Source organism: Roseateles sp. P2_H4 (assembly GCF_056403315.1).
The window spans coordinates 86,834-111,310 of the sequence record NZ_JBFUFR010000004.1 but is presented as its reverse complement, the minus strand read 5'-3'; the positions used below and the strand labels follow the sequence as shown (position 1 = coordinate 111,310).

The 24,477-nt window shown below is 67.4% G+C and carries 24 protein-coding genes; 19 read left to right on the top strand and 5 right to left on the bottom strand.

Annotated features, from left to right (window positions below):
• Positions 1 to 11: 11 nt before the first annotated feature.
• Positions 12 to 311, top strand: coding sequence for a hypothetical protein (locus tag AC1DW3_RS04460; RefSeq protein ID WP_477928967.1), 300 nt, complete (start codon positions 12 to 14; stop codon positions 309 to 311).
• A gap of 6 nt (positions 312 to 317) precedes the next feature.
• On the opposite strand, the gene dnaA is transcribed toward AC1DW3_RS04460, so the two are convergent.
• The gene (gene dnaA / locus AC1DW3_RS04455; protein WP_477928965.1) at positions 318 to 1,760 is read right to left on the bottom strand and encodes a chromosomal replication initiator protein DnaA; all 1,443 of its coding nucleotides are present in this window, start codon (positions 1,758 to 1,760) and stop codon (positions 318 to 320) included.
• Positions 1,761 to 2,092: 332 nt separating this feature from the next.
• On the opposite strand from dnaA, the gene rpmH reads away from it, so the two are divergent.
• From rpmH to AC1DW3_RS04420, 7 genes are all read left to right on the top strand, one after another.
• Positions 2,093 to 2,227, top strand: coding sequence for a 50S ribosomal protein L34 (gene rpmH, locus AC1DW3_RS04450; protein WP_054021782.1), 135 nt, complete (start codon positions 2,093 to 2,095; stop codon positions 2,225 to 2,227).
• Between the two features lie 55 nt (positions 2,228 to 2,282).
• A complete protein-coding gene (locus tag AC1DW3_RS04445; RefSeq protein WP_477928963.1) occupies positions 2,283 to 2,774 on the top strand; it encodes a ribonuclease P protein component in 492 nt (163 codons plus the stop codon).
• A complete protein-coding gene (gene yidD / locus AC1DW3_RS04440) occupies positions 2,771 to 3,088 on the top strand; it encodes a membrane protein insertion efficiency factor YidD (protein WP_477928961.1) in 318 nt (105 codons plus the stop codon). The genes AC1DW3_RS04445 and yidD overlap by 4 nt, the downstream gene beginning before the upstream one ends.
• Entirely contained in the window at positions 3,081 to 4,796 is a 1,716-nt protein-coding gene (gene yidC, locus AC1DW3_RS04435) for a membrane protein insertase YidC (protein WP_477928959.1), read from the top strand. Before yidD ends, yidC begins: the two co-directional genes overlap by 8 nt.
• A 195-nt stretch (positions 4,797 to 4,991) precedes the next feature.
• Positions 4,992 to 6,356, top strand: coding sequence for a tRNA uridine-5-carboxymethylaminomethyl(34) synthesis GTPase MnmE (gene mnmE / locus AC1DW3_RS04430; RefSeq protein WP_477928957.1), 1,365 nt, complete (start codon positions 4,992 to 4,994; stop codon positions 6,354 to 6,356).
• 75 nt (positions 6,357 to 6,431) lie between these two features.
• The gene (locus AC1DW3_RS04425; protein ID WP_477928955.1) at positions 6,432 to 6,614 is read left to right on the top strand and encodes a hypothetical protein; all 183 of its coding nucleotides are present in this window, start codon (positions 6,432 to 6,434) and stop codon (positions 6,612 to 6,614) included.
• 156 nt (positions 6,615 to 6,770) lie between these two features.
• Complete coding sequence (locus tag AC1DW3_RS04420) at positions 6,771 to 8,060, top strand: alkaline phosphatase family protein (RefSeq protein ID WP_477928953.1); 1,290 nt, start codon at positions 6,771 to 6,773, stop codon at positions 8,058 to 8,060.
• Here the strand turns inward: AC1DW3_RS04420 and AC1DW3_RS04415 are convergent.
• The 4 genes from AC1DW3_RS04415 to AC1DW3_RS04400 all read right to left on the bottom strand — a co-directional run bounded on the left by AC1DW3_RS04415 (position 8,047) and on the right by AC1DW3_RS04400 (position 11,345).
• Positions 8,047 to 8,970, bottom strand: a complete 924-nt coding sequence (locus AC1DW3_RS04415) for an SMP-30/gluconolactonase/LRE family protein (protein WP_477928951.1) — start codon at positions 8,968 to 8,970, stop codon at positions 8,047 to 8,049. The genes AC1DW3_RS04420 and AC1DW3_RS04415 overlap by 14 nt on opposite strands.
• The gene (locus AC1DW3_RS04410; RefSeq protein ID WP_477928949.1) at positions 8,963 to 9,430 is read right to left on the bottom strand and encodes an acyl-CoA thioesterase; all 468 of its coding nucleotides are present in this window, start codon (positions 9,428 to 9,430) and stop codon (positions 8,963 to 8,965) included. The genes AC1DW3_RS04415 and AC1DW3_RS04410 overlap by 8 nt, the downstream gene beginning before the upstream one ends.
• A gap of 9 nt (positions 9,431 to 9,439) precedes the next feature.
• Positions 9,440 to 10,507, bottom strand: a complete 1,068-nt coding sequence (locus AC1DW3_RS04405) for an aldose epimerase family protein (RefSeq protein ID WP_477928947.1) — start codon at positions 10,505 to 10,507, stop codon at positions 9,440 to 9,442.
• 73 nt (positions 10,508 to 10,580) lie between these two features.
• A complete protein-coding gene (locus AC1DW3_RS04400; protein WP_477928945.1) occupies positions 10,581 to 11,345 on the bottom strand; it encodes an SDR family NAD(P)-dependent oxidoreductase in 765 nt (254 codons plus the stop codon).
• Between the two features lie 220 nt (positions 11,346 to 11,565).
• Here AC1DW3_RS04400 and AC1DW3_RS04395 point away from each other — a divergent pair, with 220 nt between their 5' ends.
• From AC1DW3_RS04395 to AC1DW3_RS04345, 11 genes are read left to right on the top strand one after another with little or no spacing between them, the layout of a single operon-like run.
• Positions 11,566 to 12,495, top strand: coding sequence for a dihydrodipicolinate synthase family protein (locus AC1DW3_RS04395; protein WP_477928943.1), 930 nt, complete (start codon positions 11,566 to 11,568; stop codon positions 12,493 to 12,495).
• Entirely contained in the window at positions 12,495 to 13,412 is a 918-nt protein-coding gene (locus AC1DW3_RS04390) for an arabinan endo-1,5-alpha-L-arabinosidase (RefSeq protein WP_477928941.1), read from the top strand. Before AC1DW3_RS04395 ends, AC1DW3_RS04390 begins: the two co-directional genes overlap by 1 nt.
• Before the next feature lie 16 nt (positions 13,413 to 13,428).
• Positions 13,429 to 14,520, top strand: a complete 1,092-nt coding sequence (locus tag AC1DW3_RS04385) for an ABC transporter ATP-binding protein (protein WP_477928939.1) — start codon at positions 13,429 to 13,431, stop codon at positions 14,518 to 14,520.
• Positions 14,517 to 15,404 carry a carbohydrate ABC transporter permease gene (locus tag AC1DW3_RS04380; protein ID WP_477928937.1) on the top strand — a complete coding sequence of 296 codons (888 nt, stop codon included), beginning with the start codon at positions 14,517 to 14,519 and terminating at the stop codon, positions 15,402 to 15,404. The genes AC1DW3_RS04385 and AC1DW3_RS04380 overlap by 4 nt, the downstream gene beginning before the upstream one ends.
• Positions 15,401 to 16,237 (top strand): carbohydrate ABC transporter permease, encoded by an 837-nt coding sequence (locus AC1DW3_RS04375; protein WP_477928935.1) that lies wholly within the window; start codon positions 15,401 to 15,403, stop codon positions 16,235 to 16,237. Before AC1DW3_RS04380 ends, AC1DW3_RS04375 begins: the two co-directional genes overlap by 4 nt.
• Positions 16,234 to 17,547: an extracellular solute-binding protein gene (locus AC1DW3_RS04370; protein ID WP_477928934.1), complete on the top strand. Its 1,314-nt coding sequence runs from the start codon at positions 16,234 to 16,236 to the stop codon at positions 17,545 to 17,547. The genes AC1DW3_RS04375 and AC1DW3_RS04370 overlap by 4 nt, the downstream gene beginning before the upstream one ends.
• Positions 17,544 to 19,070, top strand: coding sequence for an arabinosylfuranosidase ArfA (gene arfA / locus AC1DW3_RS04365; protein WP_477928932.1), 1,527 nt, complete (start codon positions 17,544 to 17,546; stop codon positions 19,068 to 19,070). Before AC1DW3_RS04370 ends, arfA begins: the two co-directional genes overlap by 4 nt.
• Positions 19,067 to 20,005 carry a glycoside hydrolase family 43 protein gene (locus AC1DW3_RS04360; protein ID WP_477928930.1) on the top strand — a complete coding sequence of 313 codons (939 nt, stop codon included), beginning with the start codon at positions 19,067 to 19,069 and terminating at the stop codon, positions 20,003 to 20,005. The genes arfA and AC1DW3_RS04360 overlap by 4 nt, the downstream gene beginning before the upstream one ends.
• Positions 20,006 to 20,014: 9 nt before the next feature.
• Positions 20,015 to 21,910 (top strand): glycoside hydrolase family 97 protein, encoded by a 1,896-nt coding sequence (locus tag AC1DW3_RS04355; protein ID WP_477928928.1) that lies wholly within the window; start codon positions 20,015 to 20,017, stop codon positions 21,908 to 21,910.
• 23 nt (positions 21,911 to 21,933) lie between these two features.
• A complete protein-coding gene (locus AC1DW3_RS04350) occupies positions 21,934 to 22,686 on the top strand; it encodes a FadR/GntR family transcriptional regulator (RefSeq protein ID WP_477928926.1) in 753 nt (250 codons plus the stop codon).
• A gap of 10 nt (positions 22,687 to 22,696) precedes the next feature.
• The gene (locus AC1DW3_RS04345; protein WP_477928924.1) at positions 22,697 to 23,677 is read left to right on the top strand and encodes a LysR family transcriptional regulator; all 981 of its coding nucleotides are present in this window, start codon (positions 22,697 to 22,699) and stop codon (positions 23,675 to 23,677) included.
• The last annotated feature ends 800 nt before the right edge of the window (positions 23,678 to 24,477 follow it).

The following is a 24,477-nucleotide window of genomic DNA, read 5'->3' as shown; positions in this document are numbered from 1 at the left end:
CCTGCGCTGCGATGCGCTATCTGATCTTCGATTTCAGCGACGGCGACGACGGCATCGCCACCTTGGAGGCCATGGCCTCGACGCGCGTCGAGGAGCATGGCCGCGTGCTGGCCGAGGCCCAGCAGGTGCTGGACTGGGCGCACGCGCATTTCCCCCGGCGCCATGGCCCCGTCGAGGACGGCCACGCCTGGGATCACGAGTTGCTCGTGCAGCGGGAAGAGGGCGACTGGCTCACCGTCACGCTGACCTTGAGCGCCTCGGCGGAGTTCACCGAGGCCTTTCTCGCCCAATATGGGGAGGGCGAGGACTGACGGCGATCAGCCCTTGAGCGTCTGCTCCAGCACGTGCAGCTGCTGGTTCAGCTCGGTGTTCTTCTGGCGCTCGCCACCGATCTTGCGCACCGCGTGCAGCACCGTCGTGTGGTCACGGCCACCGAAGAGTTCGCCGATCTCGGGCAGGCTCTTCTGCGTCATCTCCTTGGCCAGGTACATCGCAATCTGGCGCGGCCGGGCGATGCTGGCCGGACGCTTCTTGGAGTACATGTCGGCGATCTTGATCTTGTAGAAGTCGGCCACCGTCTTCTGGATGTTCTCCACACCGATCTGGCGGTTCTGGATGGAGAGCAGGTCTTTCAGCGCCTCGCGGGCCAGCGTGATGCTGATTTCCTTGTGCGAGAACTTGGCGTAGGCGAGCACCTTGCGCAGCGCGCCTTCCAGCTCGCGCACATTGGCGCGCACGTTCTTGGCGACGAAGAAGGCGACGTCCTCGGGCATGGGCGTGCCCTCGGCCTCGGCCTTCTTGATCAGGATGGCGACGCGCATCTCCAGCTCGGGCGGCTCGATGGCCACCGTCAGGCCGGCGTCGAAGCGCGACGTGAGGCGCTCGTCGATGTCCACCAGCCCCTTGGGGTAGGTGTCCGACGTCATGATGATGTGGGCCTTCTTGGCCAGCAGCGCCTCGAAGGCGTTGAAGAACTCTTCCTGCGTGCGGTCCTTGCCGGCGAAGAACTGCACATCGTCGATCAGCAGCAGGTCCAGCGAGTGGTACTTGGCCTTGAGCTCGTCGAAGGTCTTGCGCTGGTAGTTCTTGACGACGTCGGAGATGAACTGCTCGGCGTGCAGATAGAGCACGCGGGCGTCCGGTCGGTCCTTCAGCAAGGCATTGCCGACGGCGTGGATCAAATGGGTCTTGCCCAGGCCGACGCCACCATAGATGAACAGCGGGTTGTAGGTGACGCCGGGCGCGCCGGCCACGTGCAGGGCCGCCGTGCGGGCCATCTGGTTGGCGCGGCCGGGCACCAGCGTGTCGAACGTCAGCTGCGGGTTGATGCGGTGTTTGGCCGAAGCCGGGGCCTGCGACGGCAGCACGATGGTGCTTGCCGGTGCCGAGGTGACGGGCTTGAGGGCGGCACTGGGCTCTACAGCCTGCACCGACAGCGGCTGCGGCGCCGGGCCAGCAGCCGGCAGGCTGATGGCTGCCGCCGAGGGCTCGCGGGCCACCAGGGCCAGCTCCAGCCGGGTCGGACGACCCGCCAGTTCGGTCAGGATGGCTTCGATGCGGGCCGCGTACTGGCGACGGATCCAGTCGCGCTTGAAGTGATTGGGAACCTTGAGCGTGGCCACCAGGGCCGCGTCTTCACCGGCCACGGTGGCCGGCGGCAGGGGGCGGATCCAGGTGTTGAACTGCTGCTCCGGCAGCTCCGTGGCCAGGCGCTCGCAGCCCCGCCTCCAGAGGTCAGACGCCCATTCCGCCGAATTCATGCTCGTTGCCAAAGCTTCTGCCCCGTCCGCCCTGTGTTCTTCTTCGCTCATTGTGGAAAACTTGTTCTCGAGCGGCCGGATTGTACGGATCCGGGACCACCCAAACCGTGGGTTATCCACAGAATTTGGACGGGGGTCAATCCCTGGCAAACCCGGCTTGAGAGGGGCGACTTATTGACCGAGCCGGCGGCTTCTGCTGTAATGCCGGGTTTTCGCGCATTGCGACTTGATCGCCATGCGCTTTTTAGCCGGCGCTCTTCCAGGGCACCGGCCCACTTGCCGGGTGCCAACCGCTGCGCCCAGCCTGAACAAACCCTCAAAAGAGGTCTCCCATGAAGCGTACCTACCAAGCCTCCAAGACCCGCCGCGCTCGCACCCACGGTTTCCTCGTGCGCATGAAGACGCGTGGCGGCCGCGCCGTCATCGCCGCTCGCCGCGCCAAGGGCCGCAAGCGCCTGGCCGTCTAAGCCCCGCGTTGATCGAAGACGGCGCCCCGCGCGTCGTCAGCTTTCCGGGCACCCGATGATCGGCAAGCTGCAGCGCCCGGTGGACTTCGAGCGTGTGCTCGGCAAACAAAGCCGGGCTCGCAGCGCGCATTTCGCGTTGCACCACCTCTCGGCCAATCCGGCGCCCAGCGCCTGGCACGCCGCCAGGTTACGCACAGCCTCAGCCGAGTTATCAACAGGCGAACCACAGCCTGTTCACAACCCTGTGGAACCGAACCCGCCCGCCGCGCCCTCAGTTCAAGTTGAGGGCTGCTGGGTGGGCATCGTCGTTCCCAAGCGGCATGCCAAGCGTTCGGTGACTCGCCAGCTCTTGAAGCGCCAGATCCGCGCCGCATTTGCCGAGCGTCCCGGCATGCCGCCGGGCTTGTGGGTCGTGCGCTTGCGCTCTCCGTTCGATCGCCAGAAATTCCCCAGCGCAGCGTCCGATGCGTTACGGGCCGCAGCCCGCGCGGAATTGGCGCAGCTGCTGGACCGTGCACTGACGCCGAAAACCGGGACGCCTGCATGAAGCCGAGCTGGCCCGCCCGCGCGCTGATGGCCGTCGTGCGCGGCTATCGCCTGATGCTCAGCCCCTGGCTGGGCAACGCCTGCCGTTTCGAGCCGACCTGCTCGCGCTATTCGCTGGCGGCGCTGGAGAAACATGGCGCGCTGGCCGGCAGTTACCTGACCGTGCACCGCATCCTGCGCTGCCAGCCGTTTTGCGACGGTGGCCATGACCCCGTGCCTGACAATCCGCCGCGGCTGTTTTCCCGGCTGATCTGCTCTCCCTCCATGGCGCGCGCCTGCGCGTCCTCTTCCTCGTCCGAGTCTTCCAATGACTGATATTCGCCGCACCGTGCTGTGGGTGGTGTTCACCATGTCTCTCGTCCTGCTCTGGGACGGTTGGCAAAAGCACAATGGGCATCCTTCGATGTTCAGCCCCTCGGCGTCCAAGACGGTGTCGTCGGCGCCAGGCGCCCCGGCTTCGGGCAGCCTGCCTGCGGCCACTGCCGCCGCGGGCCAGACGCCCACGACCGCCGCCGCACCGGCGGCTGCGCCGTCCGAGAAGATCACCATTCGCACCGATGTGCTGGCGGTCACCGTCGACACGCTGGGCGGTGACATCGTCCGCGCCGAGCTGCCCAAGTACCTGACGTCGCCGGACCCGACGGTCACCGACCAGCTGCTGCAGATGGTGCATCTGCAGAAGAAGCCCGAGTTCACGCCTCAACCGGTCGTGCTGTTCAACGAAGGCCAGCATTACCGTGCCCAGACCGGCCTGGTCAGTGCCCAAGGCCCGTTGCCGGCCCACACGACGCCAATGACGGCGGTGGCGGGTGAGCGCGAACTCAAGGACGGCCAGGACCAGGTCCAGCTGCGCCTGGAGTCGGCCGAGGTCGGCGGCGTCAAGCTGATCAAGACCTTCACATTCAAGCGTGGTGTCTACACGGTTGGCGTCACCCACGAGGTCGTCAACACCGGCGCCACGCCGGTCACGCCCCAGGTCTATCTGCAACTGGTGCGCGATGGCAGTACCGTCACCGGCGGCGCGGCCTTCACGCCCAGCTTCACCGGGCCGGCGGTCTACAACGACAAGACCAAGTTCCACACCCTCAAGTTCGAAGACATCGACAAGGGCAAGGTCGACATCGAGAAGCAGGCCAACGACGGCTGGGTCTCGATGATCCAGCACTATTTCGCCAGCGCCTGGCTCGTCACCGAACCTGGCAACCGCGAGTTCTTCGTGCGCAAGCTGCCCGGCCAGGCCGGCGTGCGCGGTGACGCCTACGCCACCGGCATGGTCTTCACGTTGCCGACGCTGGCACCCGATGCGACGGCCACGCAGCAAGCCACGCTGTTCGCCGGCCCGCAGGAGGAGAACAACCTCTCCAAGCTGGCGCCGGGCCTCGAGCGTGTCAAGGACTACGGCATGCTGACCATCCTGGCAGAGCCGCTGTTCTGGCTGCTGGACAAGCTGCATGGCTTCATCGGCAACTGGGGCTGGACCATCGTCGCCCTCGTGCTGCTGCTGAAGATCGCGCTGTACAGCCTGAACGCCAGCGCCTACAAGTCCATGGCCCGCATGAAGGCCGTCGCGCCGCGCATCAATGAGATGAAGGAGCGCATGAAGGACAAGCCGCAGGAAATGCAGCAGGAGATGATGAAGATCTACCGCGAGGAGAAGATCAATCCCATTGGCGGCTGCCTGCCCATCTTCCTGCAGATGCCCATCTTCATGGCCCTGTACTGGGTGCTGCTGTCCACCGTCGAGATGCGCCAGGCGCCCTGGACGCTGTGGATCACCGACCTGTCGGTGCGCGACCCCTATTTCATCCTGCCGCTGCTGATGATGGCGTCCAGCCTGTTCCAGGTCTGGCTCAATCCGCCGGCTGCCGACCCGATGCAGCAGAAGATGATGTGGATCATGCCCGTGGCCTTCGGCGTCATGTTCTTCGTCTTCCCGGCCGGCCTGGTGCTGTATTGGCTGACGAACAACATCCTGTCCATCGCCCAGCAGTGGCTGATCAACAAACGGTTGGGCGTGAACTGATTCACACCCCCCAGATGAGCCCCCGCAGCCGGGGGCTTTTTTCTTGGGGCCGTCCGCAGTTCAATAGCTTCGCGGGGCAGAGAACACCGGCCCGGACGGGGCTCACGAGAGATTCCGAACCGAGCCTCCCCCGCGCCAATTCAGCAAACAGCCACCTTCGGGTGGCTGTTTGCTTTGGCCGCCGACAATCACAACATGCTTGCTCGCCACGCTGACCCCATTGCCGCCATTGCCACCGCCCCCGGGCGCGGTGCCGTCGGCATCGTGCGCGTGTCGTCGCCTCAAGACCTGGCACCGCTCATCGACGCCGTCTGCGGCCGGACACTCAGGGCTCGCGAGGCGACCTATCTGCCCTTCCGTGACGCGGCGGGCGCGGCCATCGACCAAGGCCTGGCGCTGTACTTCCCGGCGCCGCATTCCTACACCGGTGAACATGTGCTGGAGCTGCAAGCCCATGGCGGTGCGGTCGTCATGCAGCTGCTGCTGGCCCGGGTCATCGAGGCTGGCGGCAATGTGCGCCTGGCCGAACCCGGCGAGTTCACGCAGCGCGCCTTCCTGAACGGCAAGCTCGATCTCGCCCAGGCCGAGGCCGTGGCCGACCTCATCGACGCCAGCACCGAGGCCGCCGCTCGCAGCGCGAGCCGGGCGCTCGGCGGCGCGCTGTCGCATGAGGTGGGTGTGCTGCGCGACCAGCTCATCCAGCTGCGCATGCTGGTCGAGGCGACGCTGGATTTCCCCGAGGAAGAGATCGACTTTCTCGACAAGGCCGACGCCTTTGGCCGCTTGGACCGCCTGACCGCCCAACTGCGGGCCGTGCAGGCCCGCACGCGCCAAGGCGCGTTGCTGCGCGACGGGCTCAAGGTCGTGCTCGCCGGACAGCCCAACGTGGGCAAGAGCTCGCTGCTGAACGCACTGGCCGGCGCCGAGCTGGCCATCGTCACCCCCATTCCCGGCACCACGCGCGACAAGGTCAGCCAGACCATCCAGATCGAAGGCGTACCCCTGCACATCACCGACACGGCGGGCTTGCGCGACGCGACGGCGGATGAGGTCGAGCGCATCGGCGTGTCGCGGTCCTGGGACGCGATTGCCGATGCCGACGTCGTGCTCTTCCTTCACGACCTGGGGCGCGTCGGCCAGGCCGACTATGAATCCGAGGACGAGCGCATCCGTGCGCGGCTGGGCAGCGTCGATGCGAGCCGCATCGTGCAGGTCTTCAACAAGGCCGACCTGGCCGCGGCGCCCGAAGGTGAGATCGCGTTGAGCCTGAAGACCGGCCAGGGCCTGAAGGCCTTGCGCCAGCGCCTGCTCAAGACGGCCGGCTGGCAGGCCGTGCCGGAAGGACTGTTCATCGCTCGCGAGCGGCATGTTCAGGCGCTGGCCCGCACCGCCGAACACCTCGAACAGGCACGGGCGATTGCCGAACAGCGCGATGCGGCCCTGGACCTGCTGGCCGAAGAGCTGCGCCTGGCCCACGACGCGCTGGGCGAGATCACCGGCGCCTTTTCGGCCGACGAGCTGCTGGGCGTCATCTTCAGCAGTTTTTGCATTGGCAAGTAGTCCGCCAGCCATCCTTATGCGTTCTTGACGCGCCACTGCTTACGGTGGTGCTGTCTCGATGCCCAAGGAGGTCGCATGCGACGCCTTCAACAGTTCAGCTTCACGGCGACCGCTGCGGAGCCTCGCCAGCCGGCGTCACAGGCCCGGCCAGCAACGCCCGCCAGCCCACAGCCGCGCGACGAGATGTGGCGCTCGCGGCGTGTGCTGTCCGGCTCCGACTGGATGGACGCCTGGGTGCAGAAGCCCGGCCGGCGCTAGGCCGCGGCTGTCGCCGTTGAAGAGGTTGACGACCATGTAGCCGTGTGAGGCCAGCGTCTTTTGCCGCCCCGTGCTGGCGCCGACTTCAGGGGTGGAAGCGGATGGTGGCCGACAAGACCGACGCTAAAGTGAAGGACGGTTTTCTTCAGCGCCCCCATGCCGACACCCTCTCGCGATGCCTGGCCCTTTCCCGCCGCAGTCACCGCCGTCGCAGGCCTTCTGACTGCCATCGTGCTGGGCTTGACCGGCTGCGCCACCCAGGCACCGACCGCCATCGAGTCGCGCCAGCCCGTGACCATCCTCGTGTCCATCGACGGCTTCCGCGAGGACTACCTGCGACGCGGCGTGAGTCCCACGCTGTCGTGGCTGGCAGCCGATGGCGTCTCGGGCGTGATGCACCCGTCCTTTCCGACCAAGACCTTCCCCAACCACTGGACGCTGGTGACGGGCCTGCGCCCGGACCGCCATGGCATCGTCGGCAACCGGATGGAGTCGCCCGAGCGCAAGACGCCCTTCACGATGGCCACGGATGACCCCTGGTGGTGGAACGCGGCACCGCCGATCTGGGTGGATGCGGAGAAGGCCGGCGTGCGCACCGCCATCATGTTCTGGCCGGGCGCCAACGTCGCCATCGGCGGCATGGAAGATGTCGACGGCCACAAGCAGGTCGAGGGTACGCGCCCCTCGGACTGGATGCAATACCACCAGGCCATCACCGACGTGCAGCGCGTCAACACGGTGCTGGACTGGCTGCGCCGGCCCGCCGAGATCCGCCCGAAGTTCGTGACGGTGTACTTCGAGAAGGTCGATACCGCCGGCCATGACTACGGTCCGGACAGCGCGGAAACCACGCAGGCCGTGGCCCAGGTCGACGGCGCGATCCGCGCGCTGCTGGCCGGCCTGAAGCAGCTGGCCCAACCGGCCAATCTCGTCATGGTGGCGGACCACGGCATGGCCGCCACCAGCAGCGAACGCACGATCGCGCTCGACAAGCTGGTCGATCCCAAGCTCTACCACCTCGTCGAGACCGGCACCTTCGCCAGCCTCGCGCCGCTACCCGGCATGGCAGAGCAGGTCGAGAAGGCCTTGCTCGTTCCGCACGAGCACATGCAGTGCTGGCGCAAGGCCGACATCCCGGCGCGCTTCCATTACGGTTCGAACCCGCGCATTCCACCGATCCTGTGTCTCGCCCAACCGGGCTGGCTGGTGCTGGCCAACGGGCCCCGCAAGGCCGCCGTCGGCGGCAACCATGGCTACGACCACATGGCGCCGGAGATGAACTCGCTGTTCATCGCGACCGGCCCCGCCTTCACCGGGGGGCGGGTGCTGCCGGACTTCGACAACGTCGAGGTCTACCCGCTGCTGCGCCGGCTGATGGGGCTGCCGGCGGCCGCCGGCGTGGATGGCGACGGCGCCGTCTTCCGCGGCGTGTTCATTCGTCGTTGAACAGCGCGTCGGGCAGATAGAGGCCCGGCTCGACGGCCATACCGAACAAGCTGCCCGACAGCGGGCGCGCCATCAGGTCGGCCGTGCTGAGGCCCTCGCGGGCGGTCGTGACGAGGATCTGGTCGCCGTTCGGGCCGCCCATGGCGGGGCAGGTCACATTGCTGACCGGCACGCCGAAGCGGCCGAGCAGCCGGCCATCCGGCGCGTAGCGGGCGACGGCGGCATTGCCCCACTCCGCATTCCACAGACAACCCTTGGCATCGACGATGGAGCCGTCGGGCCAGCAGTTGTCGTCGAACTCCTTGGTCACGAACACGCGCGGCTCGCTGACACGGGCGCTGTCGGCGTCGTAGTCGCAGACCATGATGCGCGTGGTGGTGGTGTCGCAGTAGTGCATGCGCCGGCCGTCGGGGCTGAAGCAGATGCTGTTGGCGATGCCCACGCCGTCCAGCGCCAGGCGGCGCAGGCCGTGGGCCAGCGAGTATTGGTAGAAGCTGCCGATGCGCTGGCGCGGGCTGGCTTCGTCCAGCGTGCCGAAGACGAAGTTGCCGCTGCGATCACAGCGGCCGTCATTGGCCCGCGTGGTGGGCAGCTGGGTTTCGAGCGGCGCGAGGGTCTCGGGCTCGGCGACGATGCTGCCGGTGGCCTGCAGGTCAGGCAGCGTCAGCCGGGCCAGGCGCTTGGCCATGGCCAGGATGATGGCGCCGGAGCGGGCGTGCACGAAGCAGCCGACGCGCTCGGGCAGGCGTACCTGCAGCGCGGCGCTGGCGCCTGGCGTCCAGGCGTGGATGCAGGCGCCCTCGATGTCGGTCCACCACCAGCGGCCGCTGGGCGCGTGCCACTGGATGCCTTCGCCGAGCTTGTTGGGCTGGGCCAGGGCGAGGGTGAAGGGATGTTCGGCGTTACTCATCGGATCGGGCTTCGAGGGCCGCGCGGGCCTGCTTGCGAGCGATGGCTGCGGCGTGGCGGCGGCGCTCGTCGGGAGTGAAGGGGCGCAGCGGCGCCACGGGCACGGGCTTGTTGTCGTCGCCTACCGCCACCATCGTGAAATAGCAGCTGTTGACGTGCCGCGTCTCCTGAGTGCGGATGTTCTCGGCCACGACCTTGATGCCGACTTCCATCGACGAGCTGCCCGTCATGTTGATGCTGGCCAGGAAGCTGACCAGCTCGCCGACGTGGATGGGCTGGCGGAAGATGACGCGGTCCACCGACAGCGTGACGACATAGCGGCCGGCATAGCGGCTGGCGCAGGCGTAGGCGACCTGGTCGAGCAGCTTGAGGATGTTGCCGCCGTGGACATTGCCGGAGAAATTGGCGGTGTCCGGTGTCATCAGCACCGTCATCGTCAGTTGGTGGGCGGGCAGGTCCATGGAGCGCTCCTACGTGAAGCGATGGATTGTGGTGCTGCGCCACACCTCGCCGGGCCTCAGCACCGTGGAAGGCCAGTCTGCACTGGCTTCGTGATGCGGTGAGTCGGGGTTGTGCTGGGTCTCCAGGCACAGGCCGTCGCCCTGGCGGTAGACGCGGCCACCGGGGCCGGCCAGGCTGCCGTCGAGGAAGTTGCCCGAGTAGAACTGCAGGGCCGGCTCGCTGGTCAGCACCACCATGCGGCGGCCGGAATGCGGGTCCTCCAGCGTCGCCGCCGGGCGCACGCCCTCGGCACCCAGCTCGCCGTCGAGCAGCCAGTTGTGGTCATAGCCCTTGCCGATCAACAGCTGCGGGTGGGCGCGGCGAATGCGCGCCACGATCGCCGTCGACTGGCGGAAATCGAAGGGCGTGCCCTCCACCGACACGTGGCGTTGCGGGATCAGGTGCTCGTCCACCTCGCTGTAGCGCGACGCGGGGATGGTCAGGCGGTGGCGCAGCACGCTGCCGTCGCCGGCGAGGTTGAAGTAGTCGTGGTGGGTCAGGTTGACGACGGTGGCGCGGTCGGTCGTCGCCTCGTAGTCGATGCGCCAGCTGTTGTCGGTGGCGCTCAGCGAGTAGCGCACATAGACGCGCAGCTCGCCCGGGAAGCCTTGCTCGCCATGCGGGCTGGTGTAGCTCAGGCGCAGCGCCGCGGCCTCACCCGCGCGTGGCTCGGCGGGCGTGGCCTGCCAGAGGCGATGACCGAAGCCCTCGGGTCCACCGTGCAGGCAGTTGGGTCCGTCGTTGCGGCCCAGCGCGTGGGCCTGGCCATCCAGCTCGAAGCTGGCGCCGGCAATGCGGTTGCCGTAGCGGCCGACGATGATGCCGAAGGACGGGTTGCGGTGGACGTAGTCGTCGAGATTGTCGAAGCCGAGCACGACGTTCCCTGGGGTGCCTTTCGCATCGGGCGTCCACAGGCCGGTGACGATGCCGCCCAGCGTGATGGCGGTCAGCTTCAGGCCGAGGCCGTTGCTGAGGGTGTATTCATGCACCAGCCGGCCATCGGGCAGGCGGCCGTATTCGCGGCAGTCCATGCTCATTGGTGCACCTTTCGGCCTGCGGCCTGTCCCGCCAAGCGGGAGCGAGCTTGCTTGGGGCGGCCCGGCGCGGCGCTCATACCCAGCCGCCGTCGACGATGAAGTCCTGCGCCGTGCACATGGCGCTGTCGTCAGCGGCGAGGAACAGCGCCATCGAGGCGATGTGCTGCGGCATCAGCGGCTCGTTGATGCACTGGCCCTTGGCGATTTCCTTCTTGGTCTCTTCGGTGACCCAGAGCTTCAACTGCTTCTCGGTCATGACCCAGCCGGGCACCAGCGTGTTGACGCGGATCTTGTGCGGTCCGAAGTCGCGCGCCAGGCAACGCGTGAGGCCTTGCGCCGCGGCCTTGCTCGCCGTGTATGCCGGCATGCCGCCCTGCTTGAGCATCCAGCTGATGGAGCCGAAGTTGATGATGGACCCGCCGCCGGCCGCCTGCATGTCGGCCAGCACGGCCTGGGCGGTGAAGAACTGGTGCTTGAGGTTGACGGCGACGCTGGCGTCCCAGAACTCGGGTGTCGTCTCTTCGACGGCGTGGCGCTTGTCGTTGGCGGCGTTGTTCAGCAGCACGGTGAAGGGGCCGCTGCGCTCGCGCAGGGCAGCGATGGCGCCGCGCAGGGACTCGACGTTGCTCAGGTCGGCCGCAGCGAATTGCGGTGCATGGCGCGAGCCAGCAAGACGTGCCGCGAGCGCCTTGCCTTCGTCGGCCGCCAGGTCGATGAAGGCCACCTTGGCGCCCTGTTCAGCAAAGGTCTCCACCAAGGTTTCGCCGATGCCGGTGGCCCCGCCGGTGATCAGCACGCCCCGGTCCTGGAGGCTGGGGTAGCGGGCGTAAGAACTCATCAGACTGTCTCCTGCGATAGGCGGCCCGGCTGCTTTGGCCTGGCGGTGGTGAGATTATTAGTCATACTTATTTGTTTGCAAAGTCGACAAATTCCGGGTTAACCCCAATGATCTCGCATAAATAGTCATACTTTAATGGCGACCAATGCCGGCGAAGACAGCTGGCCGGGCGCCGCCCGCCGGCGCCTGCATTCAACTTCCCAGAGACAAGGGCCCCAACATGAGCGCCTCCACCAGCCGCCCCTACCGCGGCGTCTTCCCCGTCGTTCCGACCATCTTCCACGCCGACGGCACGCTGGACGTCCCCGGCCAGTTGCGCTGCGTCGACTTCATGATCGACGCCGGCTCCACCGGCCTGTGCATCCTCGCCAACTTCTCCGAGCAGTTCGTGCTGGCTGACGCCGAGCGCGAGATGCTGACCCGGGCCATCCTCGAGCACGTGGCCGGCCGCGTGCCCGTCATCGTCACGACGACGCATTACTCGACGCAGATCTGCATCGAGCGCAGCCAGTTGGCTGAAGCGTTGGGCGCGGCCATGGTCATGGTCATGCCGCCGTATCACGGCGCCACCTTCCGCGTGTCCGAAGGCCAGATCGAGAGCTTCTACCAGCGCCTGTCCGATGCGATCTCGATTCCCATCATGATCCAGGACGCCCCGGTGGCCGGCACGCCGCTGTCGGTGCCCTTCCTCGCGCGCATGGCGGCCAACATCGCCAACGTGAAGTACTTCAAGCTGGAGATGCCGCAGGCCRCCAGCAAGATGCGCGAACTGATCCGCGTCGGCGGCGCGGCCATCGAAGGCCCGTGGGACGGCGAGGAAGCCATCACGCTGCTGGCCGACCTGGACGCCGGCGCCACCGGTGCGATGACGGGCGGTGGCTTCCCCGACGGCATCCGCAAGATCTTCGACGCCTTCCACGCCGGTGATCGCGAGGAGGCCGTCGTCCAGTACGGCCGCTGGCTGCCGCTGATCAACTACGAGAACCGCCAGGGCGGCATCCTGACCGCCAAGGCGCTGATGAAGGAAGGCGGCGTCATCAACAGCGATGCGCCGCGCCACCCCTTCCCCGAGATGAGCCCCGAAGTGCGCGCGGGCCTGCTCGACGCCGCCAAACGCCTCGAYCCMCTGGTTCTGCGCTGGGGCAAGTGATGCGTGCGCTGTTCGCAGCGCTGCTCGCGCTGTGCCTGGCCGCTCCGGCACGCGCGCAGGAGGCCGAACCCGGCGCCCATGACCCGACGCTGCTGATCCTGGGCGAGCGCTGGTTCGTCTTCACGACCGGCCGAGGCCTGCAGCGGCTGGAGTCCACCGACGCCGGCAAGACCTGGCGCCGTCTGGCGCCGGCGTTCGGTGAAGCACCCGCCTGGTGGGCCGACGCCGTGCCCGAGCACAAGGGCCTGGATGTCTGGGCGCCCAAGCTCTTCCAGCATCGCGGCCGCACCTGGGTTCTGTATTCCATCTCCACCTTCGGCAAGAACCGATCGGCCATCGGCCTGGCCAGCAGCGACAAGCCTGACGGCGACTGGCGTGACGAAGGCCTCATCGTGCAGAGCACGGCGACCGACAACTTCAACGCCATCGACCCCGACCTGTTTGTCGAGCGCGACGGCAAGCTCTGGCTGAGCTACGGCTCCTTCTGGGGCGGCATCCGCCTGACCGAACTGAGCGTCGATACGCTGCGCCCCATCGGCGAGACCCGCTTCATCGCCCGCCGCAAGGGCGGCATCGAGGCGCCGACCATCGCGCGTCACGGCGACTGGGTCTATCTGTTCGCCTCCTACGACCTGTGCTGCCGCGGCGCCGACAGCAGCTACAACATCCGCGTCGGCCGCGCCCGCAGCGTCACAGGCCCTTATCTCGACCGCGACGGCAAGGACATGATGGACGCGGGCGCCACGCCATTGCTGGCAAGTAGCACGCGCTGGAAAGGCCCCGGCCACCAGGACGTCGTCGGCGACTGGCTGGTCCACCACGCCTACGACACCGAACGCGGCGGCAAGCCGCATCTGCGCATCAAGCGCCTGAGCTGGTCCGACGATGGCTGGCCCGTGATTCCCCAAGAAGAATGAACCGGAGACACCCACCGTGGCTGGCCTGAAGTTGGAGAACGTCTGCAAGCGCTACGGCGCGGTGCAGGTCATCGAGAACCTGTCGCTGGACGTGGCCGAAGGCGAGTTCGTCGTCTTCCTCGGCCCGTCGGGTTGCGGCAAGACGAGTCTCTTGCGCATGGTGGCGGGGCTGGAAGAAGTCAGCGGCGGGCGCATCCTCATCGGTGACCGCGACGTCACCGTCGCGCCGCCGGGCCAGCGCAACCTGGCCATGGTGTTCCAGCATTACGCGCTCTACCCGCACATGACGGTGCGCGACAACCTCGCTTTCGGCCTGAAGAACATCGGCATCCCGGCTGACGAGATTGCCAAGCGCATCACCGAGTCGGCCCGCATGCTGGAGCTGGACACGCTGCTGGACCGCAAGCCCGGCCAGCTCTCGGGTGGCCAGCGCCAGCGCGTCGCCATCGGCCGCGCGGTGGTGAAGGAGCCGGGCATCTTCCTGTTCGACGAACCGCTGTCGAATCTGGACGCCGCCCTGCGCGGCCGCACGCGGCTGGAGCTGGCGCAACTGCACCAACGCCTGGGCGCGACCATGGTGTTCGTCACGCACGACCAGATCGAGGCGATGACGCTGGCCACGCGCATCGTCGTCATTAAGGGCGGTGCCATCGAGCAGGTGGCCACGCCGGCCGAGCTGTATCGCCGGCCCGCCACGCGCTTTGTGGCGAGCTTTATCGGCACGCCGGGCATGGGCTTTGTGCCGGTGCAGCGCGCGCCGGATGATCGAGGCCGTGTTGTCGTGACGGTGCCGGGCGGCGCTGCGGTGACGACACGGGTTCCGGTCGATGGCTTGGCAGCGCAAGGCCTGGTGCTGGGGGTGCGCCCCGAGAACCTGCGCGTGGCCGAGCAAGGCCCGTTGCGCGGCCGCGTCGAGCTGGTTGAGTTCCTCGGCGAGCGCACGCTGGCGCACCTGAAGCTCGAAGGCGGCACGCCGTTGATCGTCACGGTGCCCGCTGGCACGTCGCCCAGGCTGGGCAGCCATGTCGCCATCACCGTGGACGTGGCCGAGGCTCATCTATTCGACGAGGCGGGTCTCGCCCACCACGCGCAGGAGTCGCTGGCATGAGCGCCGCGGTGGGCCTGCGCGCTTCGCGCCCGGCCTATGCCCTCTTTGTCTTGCCCTTCGTGGTGCTCTACGCGCTGCTGCTGCTGTGGCCGCTGGCCAAGGGCGTGTGGACCAGCTTCCACGACCACGACCTGCTGTCCAACGACAGTTTCTGGGTGGGCCTCGGGAACTACCAGGAACTGTGGGGCGACGAGGTCTTCCACCAGGTCGTCTGGAACACCCTCCGCTTCGTGCTCATCAGCACGCCSATCTTTGTCRTGCTGTCGCTGATGCTGGCGCTGGCACTGAACCGCCAGGGCAAGCTGGCCACCTTGCTGCGCGCCACCTTCTTCTGCGCGTCCGTCTTCTCGGTCACGCTGATCACGCTGGTGTGGAAGCTCGCGCTGATGCCCGAGCGCGGCCTGATCGCCCAGTTTTTCGCGGCGCTCGGCCTGCCCGAGCTGCCGCTGCTGACCAGCGACAACCTCGCGCTGCTGACGGTGGCGCTGGTGACCGTGTGGTGGATCATCGGCCTGCCGATGATCATGTTCCTGTCGGCGCTGCAGCAGATCCCCTCGGACATCTACGAAGCCGCCGCGCTGGACAACACGCCGCGCTGGCGCGTGCTGACCCACATCACGCTGCCCAGCCTCAAGCGCGCCATCATCCTCGTCGCGCTGATCGAGGTGATCCGCCAGTTCCAGGTCTTCCCGCAGATCATGCTGATGACCAATGGCGGGCCCAACAACACGACGCGCTCGGTCGTGCAGTTCATCTACGAACAGGCCTTCATGCAGCTCTCGCTGGGCTATGCCACGGCTGCTTCGCAGGTGCTGCTGGCCATCATGCTGGTGGGCGTGTCGACGCAGCTCTGGCTTGAGCGCGACACCGGAGGTCGCAAATGAATCCGCTGCTGAGGCGCGGTTGGTTCGACCGCTTCGTCATGGTCGCGCTGACGCTGCTGGCTTTGGTGTGGATGGCCCCGCTGCTGTGGGTGCTGGCCCTGTCCTTCAAGCCCAACGAGTTCCTGCTGACGCACACCGACGTCTTCCTGGCGCCGCCCTACACGCTGGCCAACTACCTGGACATCCTGCAGACCTCGCAGGTGTTCCGCTGGCTGGGCAACAGCGCCCTCGTCGCGCTGCTGCAGACCGTCGGCGTGCTGGCACTGTCGTCGCTGGCGGGCTACGGCTTTGCCCGCTGCGAGTTCCCGGGCCGCAAGTGGCTGTTTGCGCTGGTGATGTTCGGCCTGGCCGTGCCGGCGCAGTCGGTCTTCATCCCGCTGCACCGCCTGTTCTCGGACTGGAATCTGCAGAACACGATTGCCGGCCTGACGCTGCCGGGCCTGGCCGCGCCCTTCGGCGTCTACCTGATGACGCAGTACTTCAAGGCCATCCCGGCCGAACTGGAAGAGGCCGCGCTGCTGGACAACGCGTCGCGCTTCAAGACCTTCCTGACCATCATCCTGCCGCTGACGCTGCCGGCGCAGGCGACGCTGGGCATCTTCACCTTCCTGGGCTGCTGGAATGACTACCTCTGGCCACTGGTCATCGCGACGCAGCCGGACATGTACACGCTGACGCGCGGCCTCGCGTCCACGCAGACCAACTTCGCGCAGTCCGAGGGGCTGGGCTTCCTGATGGCGCAAGCCGTGTTCGCGGGAATGCCGGCGCTGATGCTCTATCTCTTCTTCCAACGCCATCTGGTGACGGCCGTGGCGGGGACGGGCAAGTCATGAAGCGTCTGCTCATCTGCCTTTCCGCCGCGCTGCTCGCCGCCTGCGGCGCCAGCAAGGACAACTCGGGCAAGACCGAGATCACGCTGATGCGTTTCTTCGGCAGCTGCGAGGCGCAGTACGGCCAGGTCGTGAAGACGTCCGAGGGCGTCGGCGAATGCGGCATCGTCACCGCCCTGGTCAACGAGTTCAACGCGACCAACACCGACGGCATCGTCGTGAAGACGCAGATCGGCGAGTGGGGGCCGTACTACGACCAGCTCACCGCCCGCCTCGTCTCCAAAGACATCCCGACCATCGCCGTCATGCACGAGTCCGCCCTGGGCGACTATGTGCGCCGCAAGCTGGTGCTGCCGCTGGACGAGGACTTCAAGCGCATCGGCGTGCCGGTCGACGACTTCACCGAACACGCGCGCCGCGGCACCTCGTTCAACGGCCAGACCTTTGCGCTGCCCTTCGACACCTGGGCCTGGCTCTGGCACATCAACACCGGTTTGATGAAGAAGGCCGGGCTCGACACGCTTCCCCGTTCGCCCGACGAGCTGCTGGCCCAGGCGCGGCAGTTCAAGCAGCGCACCGGCAAGCCCTATTTCGCCTGGGCCGTGGCCAACGAGACGGCGGCCAACGACCGCACCTTCCTGACGCTGGTGGCGCAGCAGAACGCCCAGCTGTTCTCCGCCGATGGCAAGACCATCAACATGCACCAGCCCGCCGTCGTCAATGCGCTGACGCTGATGCAGACGCTGTACCGCGAAGGCCATGTGCGGCCCAACCTCGACTACGCCGCCGCCAACCAGGCCTTCCTGAACGGCGAGGCGGGCGTCGTCGTCGTCGGCACCTGGACCATCGACCAGTTCCTGCGCGAGTCGCAAAAGCCCGACTCCAAGCTCAAGGGCGCCTACACGGTGAAGCCCTTCCCGCAGCTCTATGACAAGCCCGCCGTGTTTGCCGATGGGCATTCGTGGGCGCTGTTCAAGGGCGGCGCCAAGGATGCCAAGGCGCACGAGGCCAGCGTCAAGTTCCTGAAGTTCGTCTGGGACCACAGTGCCGAGTGGTCGCGCACCGGGCACCTGCCCGTCAGCAAGGCCGTGGCCGAGAGCGCGGCCTTCCGTGCGCTGCCCATGCGCGAGGCCCTGACCGAGATCACGCAGACCGGCGCCGGCATGCCGGGCAATGTGCCGACCCAGCGCGCCATCGAGCTGCTGATCGGCGAGGACGTGGCCAACGTGATGATTTCCGGCAAGCCCATCGACGAAGTGCAGGCCAGCGTCGAGAAGCGCGTCAACAAGGCCCTCAAAAAGGCAAGACGATGACGTTTGAAGCCTCCCTCATCGTCGACCGCGACTTCATCCTTGCGCCGCTTGACCGCCGCCTGTTCGGCGTCTTCGTCGAGCACCTGGGCCGCTGTGTCTACAACGGCATCCACGAGCCCGGCCACCCGACCGCCGACGAGCACGGCTTTCGCGGCGACGTGGCCGAGCTGACGAAAGAGCTGGGCGCAACGATCGTGCGCTACCCCGGTGGCAACTTCATGTCGGGCTACAACTGGGAGGACGGCGTCGGGCCCAAGGACCAGCGTCCGCGCCGGCTGGATCTGGCCTGGTTCTCCACCGAGACCAACCAGGTCGGCACGCATGAGTTCATGCACTGGTGCCGCAAGGTCGGCATCGAACCCATGTTCGGCGTCAACCTCGGCACCCGCGGGCCCGACGAGGCGCGGCACTACCTCGAATACTGCAACCACCCCAGCGGCACGGCGCTGTCGGACCTGCGTCGCAGCCACGGCGCCGAGGAGCCACTCGGCATCAAGTTCTGGTGCCTGGGCAACGAGATGGACGGCCCCTGGCAGATCTGCCAGAAGACGCCCGACGAGTACGGCCGCATCGCCAAGGAGACCGCCAAGCTGATGCGCTGGGTGGACCCGAGCATCGAGCTGGCCGCCTGCGGCTCGTCGGCCTATGACATGCCGACCTACGGTGTCTGGGAAGACCGCGTGCTGGAGCATTGCTTCGAGCAGGTGGACTACCTGTCGCTGCACAGCTACTTCGTGAAGCCGCCCGCGGACACCAGCACCGAGAGCTTCTTCGCGCAGATCGAGACGAACGCGCGCTACATCGAGGACACGGTGGCGATTGCCGACTCGGTGGCCACGCGCAAGCGGTCAACGAAGCGACTCAAGCTGTCCTTCGACGAGTGGAACGTCTGGTACCGCGCCCGCCACGGCGAACACCTCAAGCAGGCGGGCTGGCCCGAAGCACCACGGCTGCTGGAGGAGGTCTACACGGCCGAGGACGCCCTGCTCATCGGCGGCATGCTGACGATGATGATGAACCATGCGGACCGGCTCAAGGTCGCCTGCATGGCCCAGCTGTGCAACGTCATCGCGCCCATCATGACCGAGCCCGGTGGCGCGGCGTGGCGGCAGACGATCTTTCACCCCTTTGCGCAGGCCGCGCGCTGGGCGCATGGCGACGTGCTGAGGGCTGTCGTCAAGTCGCCCGGCTATGCCAACGCCAGGCACGGCGAGCTGCCCTATCTGTGTGCCAGCGTGGTCGACGACCCGGCCACGGGCCGCACCGCCGTCTTCCTGCTGAACCGCCACCTCAGCRAAGAGATGGACCTGTCCATCACGTTGCGCTGCTTGGGCGCGGACCGCGAGCTCCTTCAGGCCGAGCAGCTCCACAGCGCCGACCTCAACGCCACCAACACCGTCGACGACCCGGACCGCGTCGCGCCGCAACCACTGGATGGCATCGCCATCCATGGCGAGCAGCTGCGCGTCAAGCTCAAGCCCGCCTCCTGGAACGTCCTCGTCACCCAAGCCGTTCGCACATGAACTGGAACAACCCTCTCGTCGAGCAGCGCGCCGACCCGCAGCTCAGCCTGGTCGACGGCCGCTACTGGTTCACCGCCTCGGTGCCCAGCTATGACGCCATCGAGATCCGCGCCGCCGACAGCATCGCCGGCCTGTCGACCGCCGTGCCCAAGACCATCTGGCACAAGCACGACAGCGGCCCGATGAGCTTCCACGTCTGGGCTCCGGAGTTGCACCGCGTCGACGGCCGCTGGTATGTCTACTTCGCTGCAGCTGAGCGCGACGACATCTGGAAGCTGCGCATGTACGTCCTCGAATGCGAGGGCGACGACCCGCTGCGAGACCCCTGGGTGGAACGCGGCCAGATCGTCACGCCCGAGGAGGGCTTCTCGCTGGACGCCACGCCCTTCGAGCACCACGGCAAGCGCTATCTCTGCTGGGCGCAGAAAAGCCCGCCGACGGAAAGCAACCTCTACCTGGCGGAGATGGCCAACCCGTGGACCTTGAAGTCCGAGCCCGTCGTCATCACGCGCCCCGAGCTGGCCTGGGAGCGCATCGGCTTCTGCGTCAACGAGGGCCCCGCGCTGCTCAAGCGCAACGGCAAGGTCTTCATCGCCTACTCGGCCGCCGCGACCGACGCGAACTACTGTATGGGCCTGCTGTGGGTCGACGAGAACGCCGACCTGCTCGACCCGGCGAGCTGGCACAAGTCGCCCGTGCCGGTGTTCAAGACCGACGAGTCGGTGAGCCAGTTCGGCCCCGGCCACAACAGCTTCACGACGACGCCCGACGGCCAGACCGACCTGCTGGTCTATCACGCCCGCAACTACCGCGACATCGTCGGCGACCCGCTGAACGACCCCAACCGCCATGCGCGCGTGCAAGCCTTTGGCTGGCGCAGCGACGGCTTCCCCGACTTCGGCACGCCTGTCGCCGACGGCCCCTATTCCATTTGAGACAAGACCATGCGCCTCATCGCTTCGCTCCTGCTCGCCCTGCCCGCCTTGGCCCAAGCGCTGAGCAGCCCCGACGGCCAGCTTCAGGTCGACGTGTCGGTCAACGACCAGCAGCAGCTGGTCTACACGGTGCAGCGCGCCGGCCAGCCGGTGCTGCTGGCCTCGCGCCTGGGCCTGGTGCTTGAGCAGGGCGACTTCGCCAATCAGCTCAAGCTCGTCGYGACCTCGCCCGTGAAGGCCCACCGCGAGCAATACGCGCTGGCCGCGGGCAAAAAGAGCAGCGTGGACTACCGCGCCAACGAGCAGCGCTTCACCGTTGCCAATGCGGCCGGCCAGAAGCTCGTGCTGACGCTGCGCGCCTCCAACGACGGCCTGGCGCTGCGCTACACGGTCGACGGCGCAGGCCAGAAGACCTTCAAGGATGAGCTGACCAGCTTTGCCTTCCCCAACGAGGCTCGCGCCTGGCTGCAACCCATGTCGGTCGCCAAGACCGGCTGGAAGCGCGTCAACCCTTCCTACGAAGAGCACTACCAGACCGACATCCCCGTCGGCACCGCAGCGCCCTCGCACGCGGGCTGGGTCTTCCCGGCGTTGTTCCGCAGCGGCGGCAACTGGGTGGCGCTGACCGAAGCCGGCATGGACGGGCGCTTTCACGCCTCACGCCTGGCGAGCGACTCCACCGGCGGCAGCTACCGCATCGGCCTGCCCGAGGCCAGCGAGGTCAACACGAATGGCCACCTGCTGGCGGACGTGAACGGCCCGCTCGTGACCCCTTGGCGCGTGCTGGCCATCGGCCCGCTGAAGACCGTCATGGAGTCGACCCTGGGTACCGACCTCGCAGCACCCGCCGTCGCCTTCGACAAGGCCAAGCTCAAACCCGGTCCGGCCTCCTGGAGCTGGGCGCTGCTGAAGGATGACGCCACCGTCTTCGACGTGCAGAAGCGCTTCGTCGACTACGCGGCCGACATGCACTGGCCCTACACGCTGGTCGACGCCGACTGGGACCGCAAGATCGGCGACGCCAAGATGAAGGAGCTGGCCGACTACGCCGAGACCAAGGGCGTCGGCATCCTGGCTTGGTACAACTCCTCGGGCGCCTGGAACGACACCGAGTACAGCCCCAAGAGCGCGCTGCTGACCAAGGCCGCTCGTGCCAGGGAGTTCGCCCGCGTGAAGGCCATCGGCATCGAAGGGCTGAAGGTCGACTTCTTCGGCGGCGACGGCGCCTCCATGCAGGCCTATTACGTGGACCTGCTGAAGGAGACTGCCGCGGCCGGCCTGCTGCTGAACTTCCACGGCGCGACGCTGCCGCGGGGCTGGGCGCGCACCTACCCCAACCTGATGACGGCCGAAGCGGTGAAGGGCTTCGAGTTCGCCACCTTCTCGCAGGACGACCAGGACAAGGTCGCCCGTCACGCGGCCATGCTGCCGTTCACGCGCAACCTCTTCGACCCCATGGACTTCACGCCCATGGTGTTTGGCGACATCCCCAACATCAAGCGCGCCACGCGCAACGGTTTCGAGCTGGCCGAGGCGGTGCTGTTCCTTTCCGGCATCCAGCATTACGCCGAGACGCCCGGGGGCATGGCCACCGTGCCCGCCTACGTGAAGGGCCTGCTGCGCGAGCTGCCGCGGCATTGGGACGAGGTGCGCTTCCTCGACGGCGAGCCGGGCAAATACGTCGTGCTGGCCCGCCGCGCCGGCAAGCAGTGGTTCGTCGCCGGCCTGAACGCCGATGACGCGCCGCGCGAGATCAAGCTCGACCTCGCGTGGTTGGGCCAGCGCCGCGGCCAGCTCATCACCGACGGCTCAGGCGAGCGTGAATTCGCTTCAAGCCTGCTCGCCGCACCGGCCGCCACCGTGACGTTGGCGCCCCACGGCGGATTTGTCGCGCGCTTTCGATGAAAGCTTTTGGTAGCCTGCCGCCCATGCGAACCCGAGCGGACCACTCCACCTACAGCGCCCAGCCCGAGGGCAAGAGCCAGCACGGCCGTATCGTCAGCGAGCTGGGCCTGGCCATCGTCGGCGGCGAACTGCAGCCCGGCGACAAGCTGCCGCCCGAAGCCCAGCTGCTGGAGCGCTACGAGATCAGCCGCCCCGTGCTGCGCGAGGCCGTGCGCGTGCTCGTCGCCAAGGGCTTGGTGGTGTCGCGCCAGCGCGCCGGCGCCATCGTGCGGCCGCGCAACGAGTGGCATCTGCTGGACCCCGACGTGCTGTACTGGCTCATCCAGTCCCGCCCGCAGCGTGACTTCGTGCAGACGCTGCTGGAAGTGCGCCAGATCTTCGAACCCGCCGCCGCCGCGCTGGCCGCGCGTGCCGCGACCGATGAGCAATTGGCGGGCATCGCCACCGCCTACGAAGGCATGGCGGCCGCCACGACCACGGCCGAGCTGCTGGAGCCCGACCTGGCCTTCCACCGCCGCATCGCCGAGGCCACCGGCAACGACCTGCTGGCCTATATCGGCAACATGCTGTCGCTGGCGCTGCGCGAGTCCATCATCCTGTCCAGCCAGCTGCCCAACACGCACGAGCTCTCGCTGCCGCGCCACAAGGCCATCCTGACCGCGCTGCAGGCCCGCGACCCGCTCGGCGCCCGCCAGGCCACGCTGGTGCAACTGGACGAGACCGGCGACGACATCAACAGCGTTCTCGCCAACGACGGCAGAGTCAATCTTGCTTAAGAAAGCCACCATGGCCCGCGACGATGACGATGACGCCAGCGGCCTGACCGACGCCAGCCCCAACCCCAACTGGTTCCTGCGCGCGCGCCTGAAGACGCGCCAGCTGCTGCTGCTGATCGCGCTCGACGACGAGCGCAACATTCACCGCGCCGCCGAGGTCCTCTGCATGACGCAACCGGCCGCGTCCAAGCAGCTCAAGGACCTGGAGGACATGCTGGACGTGAAGCTCTTCGAGCGCCACCCGCGCGGCATGGAGCCCACGCTCTACGGCGAGACCATGATCCGCCACGCGCGCATGGCGTTGACGTCGCTGTCGGCCGCCCACGACGACATCGTGTCGCTGAAGAACGGCCTGGCGGGCCAGGTCGAGGTCGGCGTCATCATGACCCCCGCCATGGGCCTGCTGCCGCGTGCCATCTCGCGCATCAAGCTGCTGGCGCCCCGCCTGCGCATCGGCGTGCACATGGAGAGCAGCAAGCAACTGCTGGACATGCTGCAACGCGGCAAGCTCGACTTCATGATCGGCCGCATCGTCGAAGAGGAAAACGCTGCCGGCCTGCACTACGAGGAGCTCACCGTCGAGCCCGCCTGCGCCGTCGCGCGCGTCGGCCACCCGCTCTTGAAGGAAGACAACCTCAAGCTCGCCGACCTGGCCGACCAGCCCTGGATATTGCCGCCCACGGGCAGCGTGCTGCGCCACCGCTGGGAGCTGATGTTCCGCCGCGCCGCGCTGGAGCCGCCGTCCAACAACGTCGACACCACGGCCCTGCTGCTCATCACGGCGCTGCTGCAGCAGACCGACTCCCTGCATGTGATGCCGGTCGAGGTGGCGCGCTACTACGCGTCGCTGAACGTGCTGGCCATCCTGCCCATCGACCTGCCCTGCCATATGGACGCCTTCGGCATCATCACCCGCGAGGGGCATCTGATGTCACCGGGCGCGCGGCAGCTGCTGCATGAGGTGAGGTCGGCGGCGCGGGACCTCTACTGAGCCACTGGCCCACGGAGACGGTGCGGAGACGCTGCGTGCGCAAGATGCGCCGCATTGCCGCCACACGCCTCGGGTCGTCGACCGGGCCGGCAACGAACCGCGCCCCATTGCAGGCGCGGCCTCTCATCTCGATGGAGAAGACGTTGACCGCACCAACCTCAACCCAGAGCCCGCTGAAGTCACGCACTCAACCGGTCGGTCCGCTCCGGCGGGCTGTCGTCGGTGGGGCGTTGCTGGTTCTTTCCAATCTCGGCTTCGCCGCAACGACCGCCGCCTCGGTCACCATTCGGCAGGTCGGCGACAACGCGACGCCCAACACCCAGCATTTCGCCGGTGTCGGCAACGACCGGTTGCGCGCGGCCGCCGGCGACTACACCAAGGCGCCCGCCACCACGTCGGGCAGCGCCACCGCAGGCAACGGCAAGATCTCCACTTTCGCCAGTGCCTTCAGCAACGGGCGTGGGAACCCGGGCGCACCCACCAGTGTCTCCACCACCGCCACCGCGTCGTTGAGCGACAGCTTCACCGTCAGCGCGACGGGCAACGATCCCATCCAGATGGTGTTCGCACTGCATGCCGGCGGCGCCGTGACGGCGTCCAACACTGACCCTAACGCCAGCCTGGGTTTTGGCGGCGCCGGTGCCACGGCGAGCTGGGCGATCAGCCTGTCCGGGCCGAACGTCTCGCTGGCAAGCTCGGGCAGCGTGGCCGAACAGAAGACCATCGTCAGCCGCAACCCCTTCCTGATCAGCATCGTCCATACCGAAACGGGCCTGGGCTTCAGTGAGTTCTCGTTGGTG

Bases quoted from the DNA above. Each gene is read 5' to 3' on its own strand.
- AC1DW3_RS04460 (WP_477928967.1), top strand. From the start codon at position 12: ATGCGCTATCTGATCTTCGATTTCAGCGACGGCGACGACGGCATCGCC.
- dnaA (WP_477928965.1), bottom strand. From the start codon at position 1,760: ATGAATTCGGCGGAATGGGCGTCTGACCTCTGGAGGCGGGGCTGCGAG.
- rpmH (WP_054021782.1), top strand. From the start codon at position 2,093: ATGAAGCGTACCTACCAAGCCTCCAAGACCCGCCGCGCTCGCACCCAC.
- AC1DW3_RS04445 (WP_477928963.1), top strand. From the start codon at position 2,283: ATGATCGGCAAGCTGCAGCGCCCGGTGGACTTCGAGCGTGTGCTCGGC.
- yidD (WP_477928961.1), top strand. From the start codon at position 2,771: ATGAAGCCGAGCTGGCCCGCCCGCGCGCTGATGGCCGTCGTGCGCGGC.
- yidC (WP_477928959.1), top strand. From the start codon at position 3,081: ATGACTGATATTCGCCGCACCGTGCTGTGGGTGGTGTTCACCATGTCT.
- mnmE (WP_477928957.1), top strand. From the start codon at position 4,992: ATGCTTGCTCGCCACGCTGACCCCATTGCCGCCATTGCCACCGCCCCC.
- AC1DW3_RS04425 (WP_477928955.1), top strand. From the start codon at position 6,432: ATGCGACGCCTTCAACAGTTCAGCTTCACGGCGACCGCTGCGGAGCCT.
- AC1DW3_RS04420 (WP_477928953.1), top strand. From the start codon at position 6,771: ATGCCGACACCCTCTCGCGATGCCTGGCCCTTTCCCGCCGCAGTCACC.
- AC1DW3_RS04415 (WP_477928951.1), bottom strand. From the start codon at position 8,970: ATGAGTAACGCCGAACATCCCTTCACCCTCGCCCTGGCCCAGCCCAAC.
- AC1DW3_RS04410 (WP_477928949.1), bottom strand. From the start codon at position 9,430: ATGGACCTGCCCGCCCACCAACTGACGATGACGGTGCTGATGACACCG.
- AC1DW3_RS04405 (WP_477928947.1), bottom strand. From the start codon at position 10,507: ATGAGCATGGACTGCCGCGAATACGGCCGCCTGCCCGATGGCCGGCTG.
- AC1DW3_RS04400 (WP_477928945.1), bottom strand. From the start codon at position 11,345: ATGAGTTCTTACGCCCGCTACCCCAGCCTCCAGGACCGGGGCGTGCTG.
- AC1DW3_RS04390 (WP_477928941.1), top strand. From the start codon at position 12,495: ATGCGTGCGCTGTTCGCAGCGCTGCTCGCGCTGTGCCTGGCCGCTCCG.
- AC1DW3_RS04375 (WP_477928935.1), top strand. From the start codon at position 15,401: ATGAATCCGCTGCTGAGGCGCGGTTGGTTCGACCGCTTCGTCATGGTC.
- AC1DW3_RS04370 (WP_477928934.1), top strand. From the start codon at position 16,234: ATGAAGCGTCTGCTCATCTGCCTTTCCGCCGCGCTGCTCGCCGCCTGC.
- AC1DW3_RS04360 (WP_477928930.1), top strand. From the start codon at position 19,067: ATGAACTGGAACAACCCTCTCGTCGAGCAGCGCGCCGACCCGCAGCTC.
- AC1DW3_RS04350 (WP_477928926.1), top strand. From the start codon at position 21,934: ATGCGAACCCGAGCGGACCACTCCACCTACAGCGCCCAGCCCGAGGGC.
- AC1DW3_RS04345 (WP_477928924.1), top strand. From the start codon at position 22,697: ATGGCCCGCGACGATGACGATGACGCCAGCGGCCTGACCGACGCCAGC.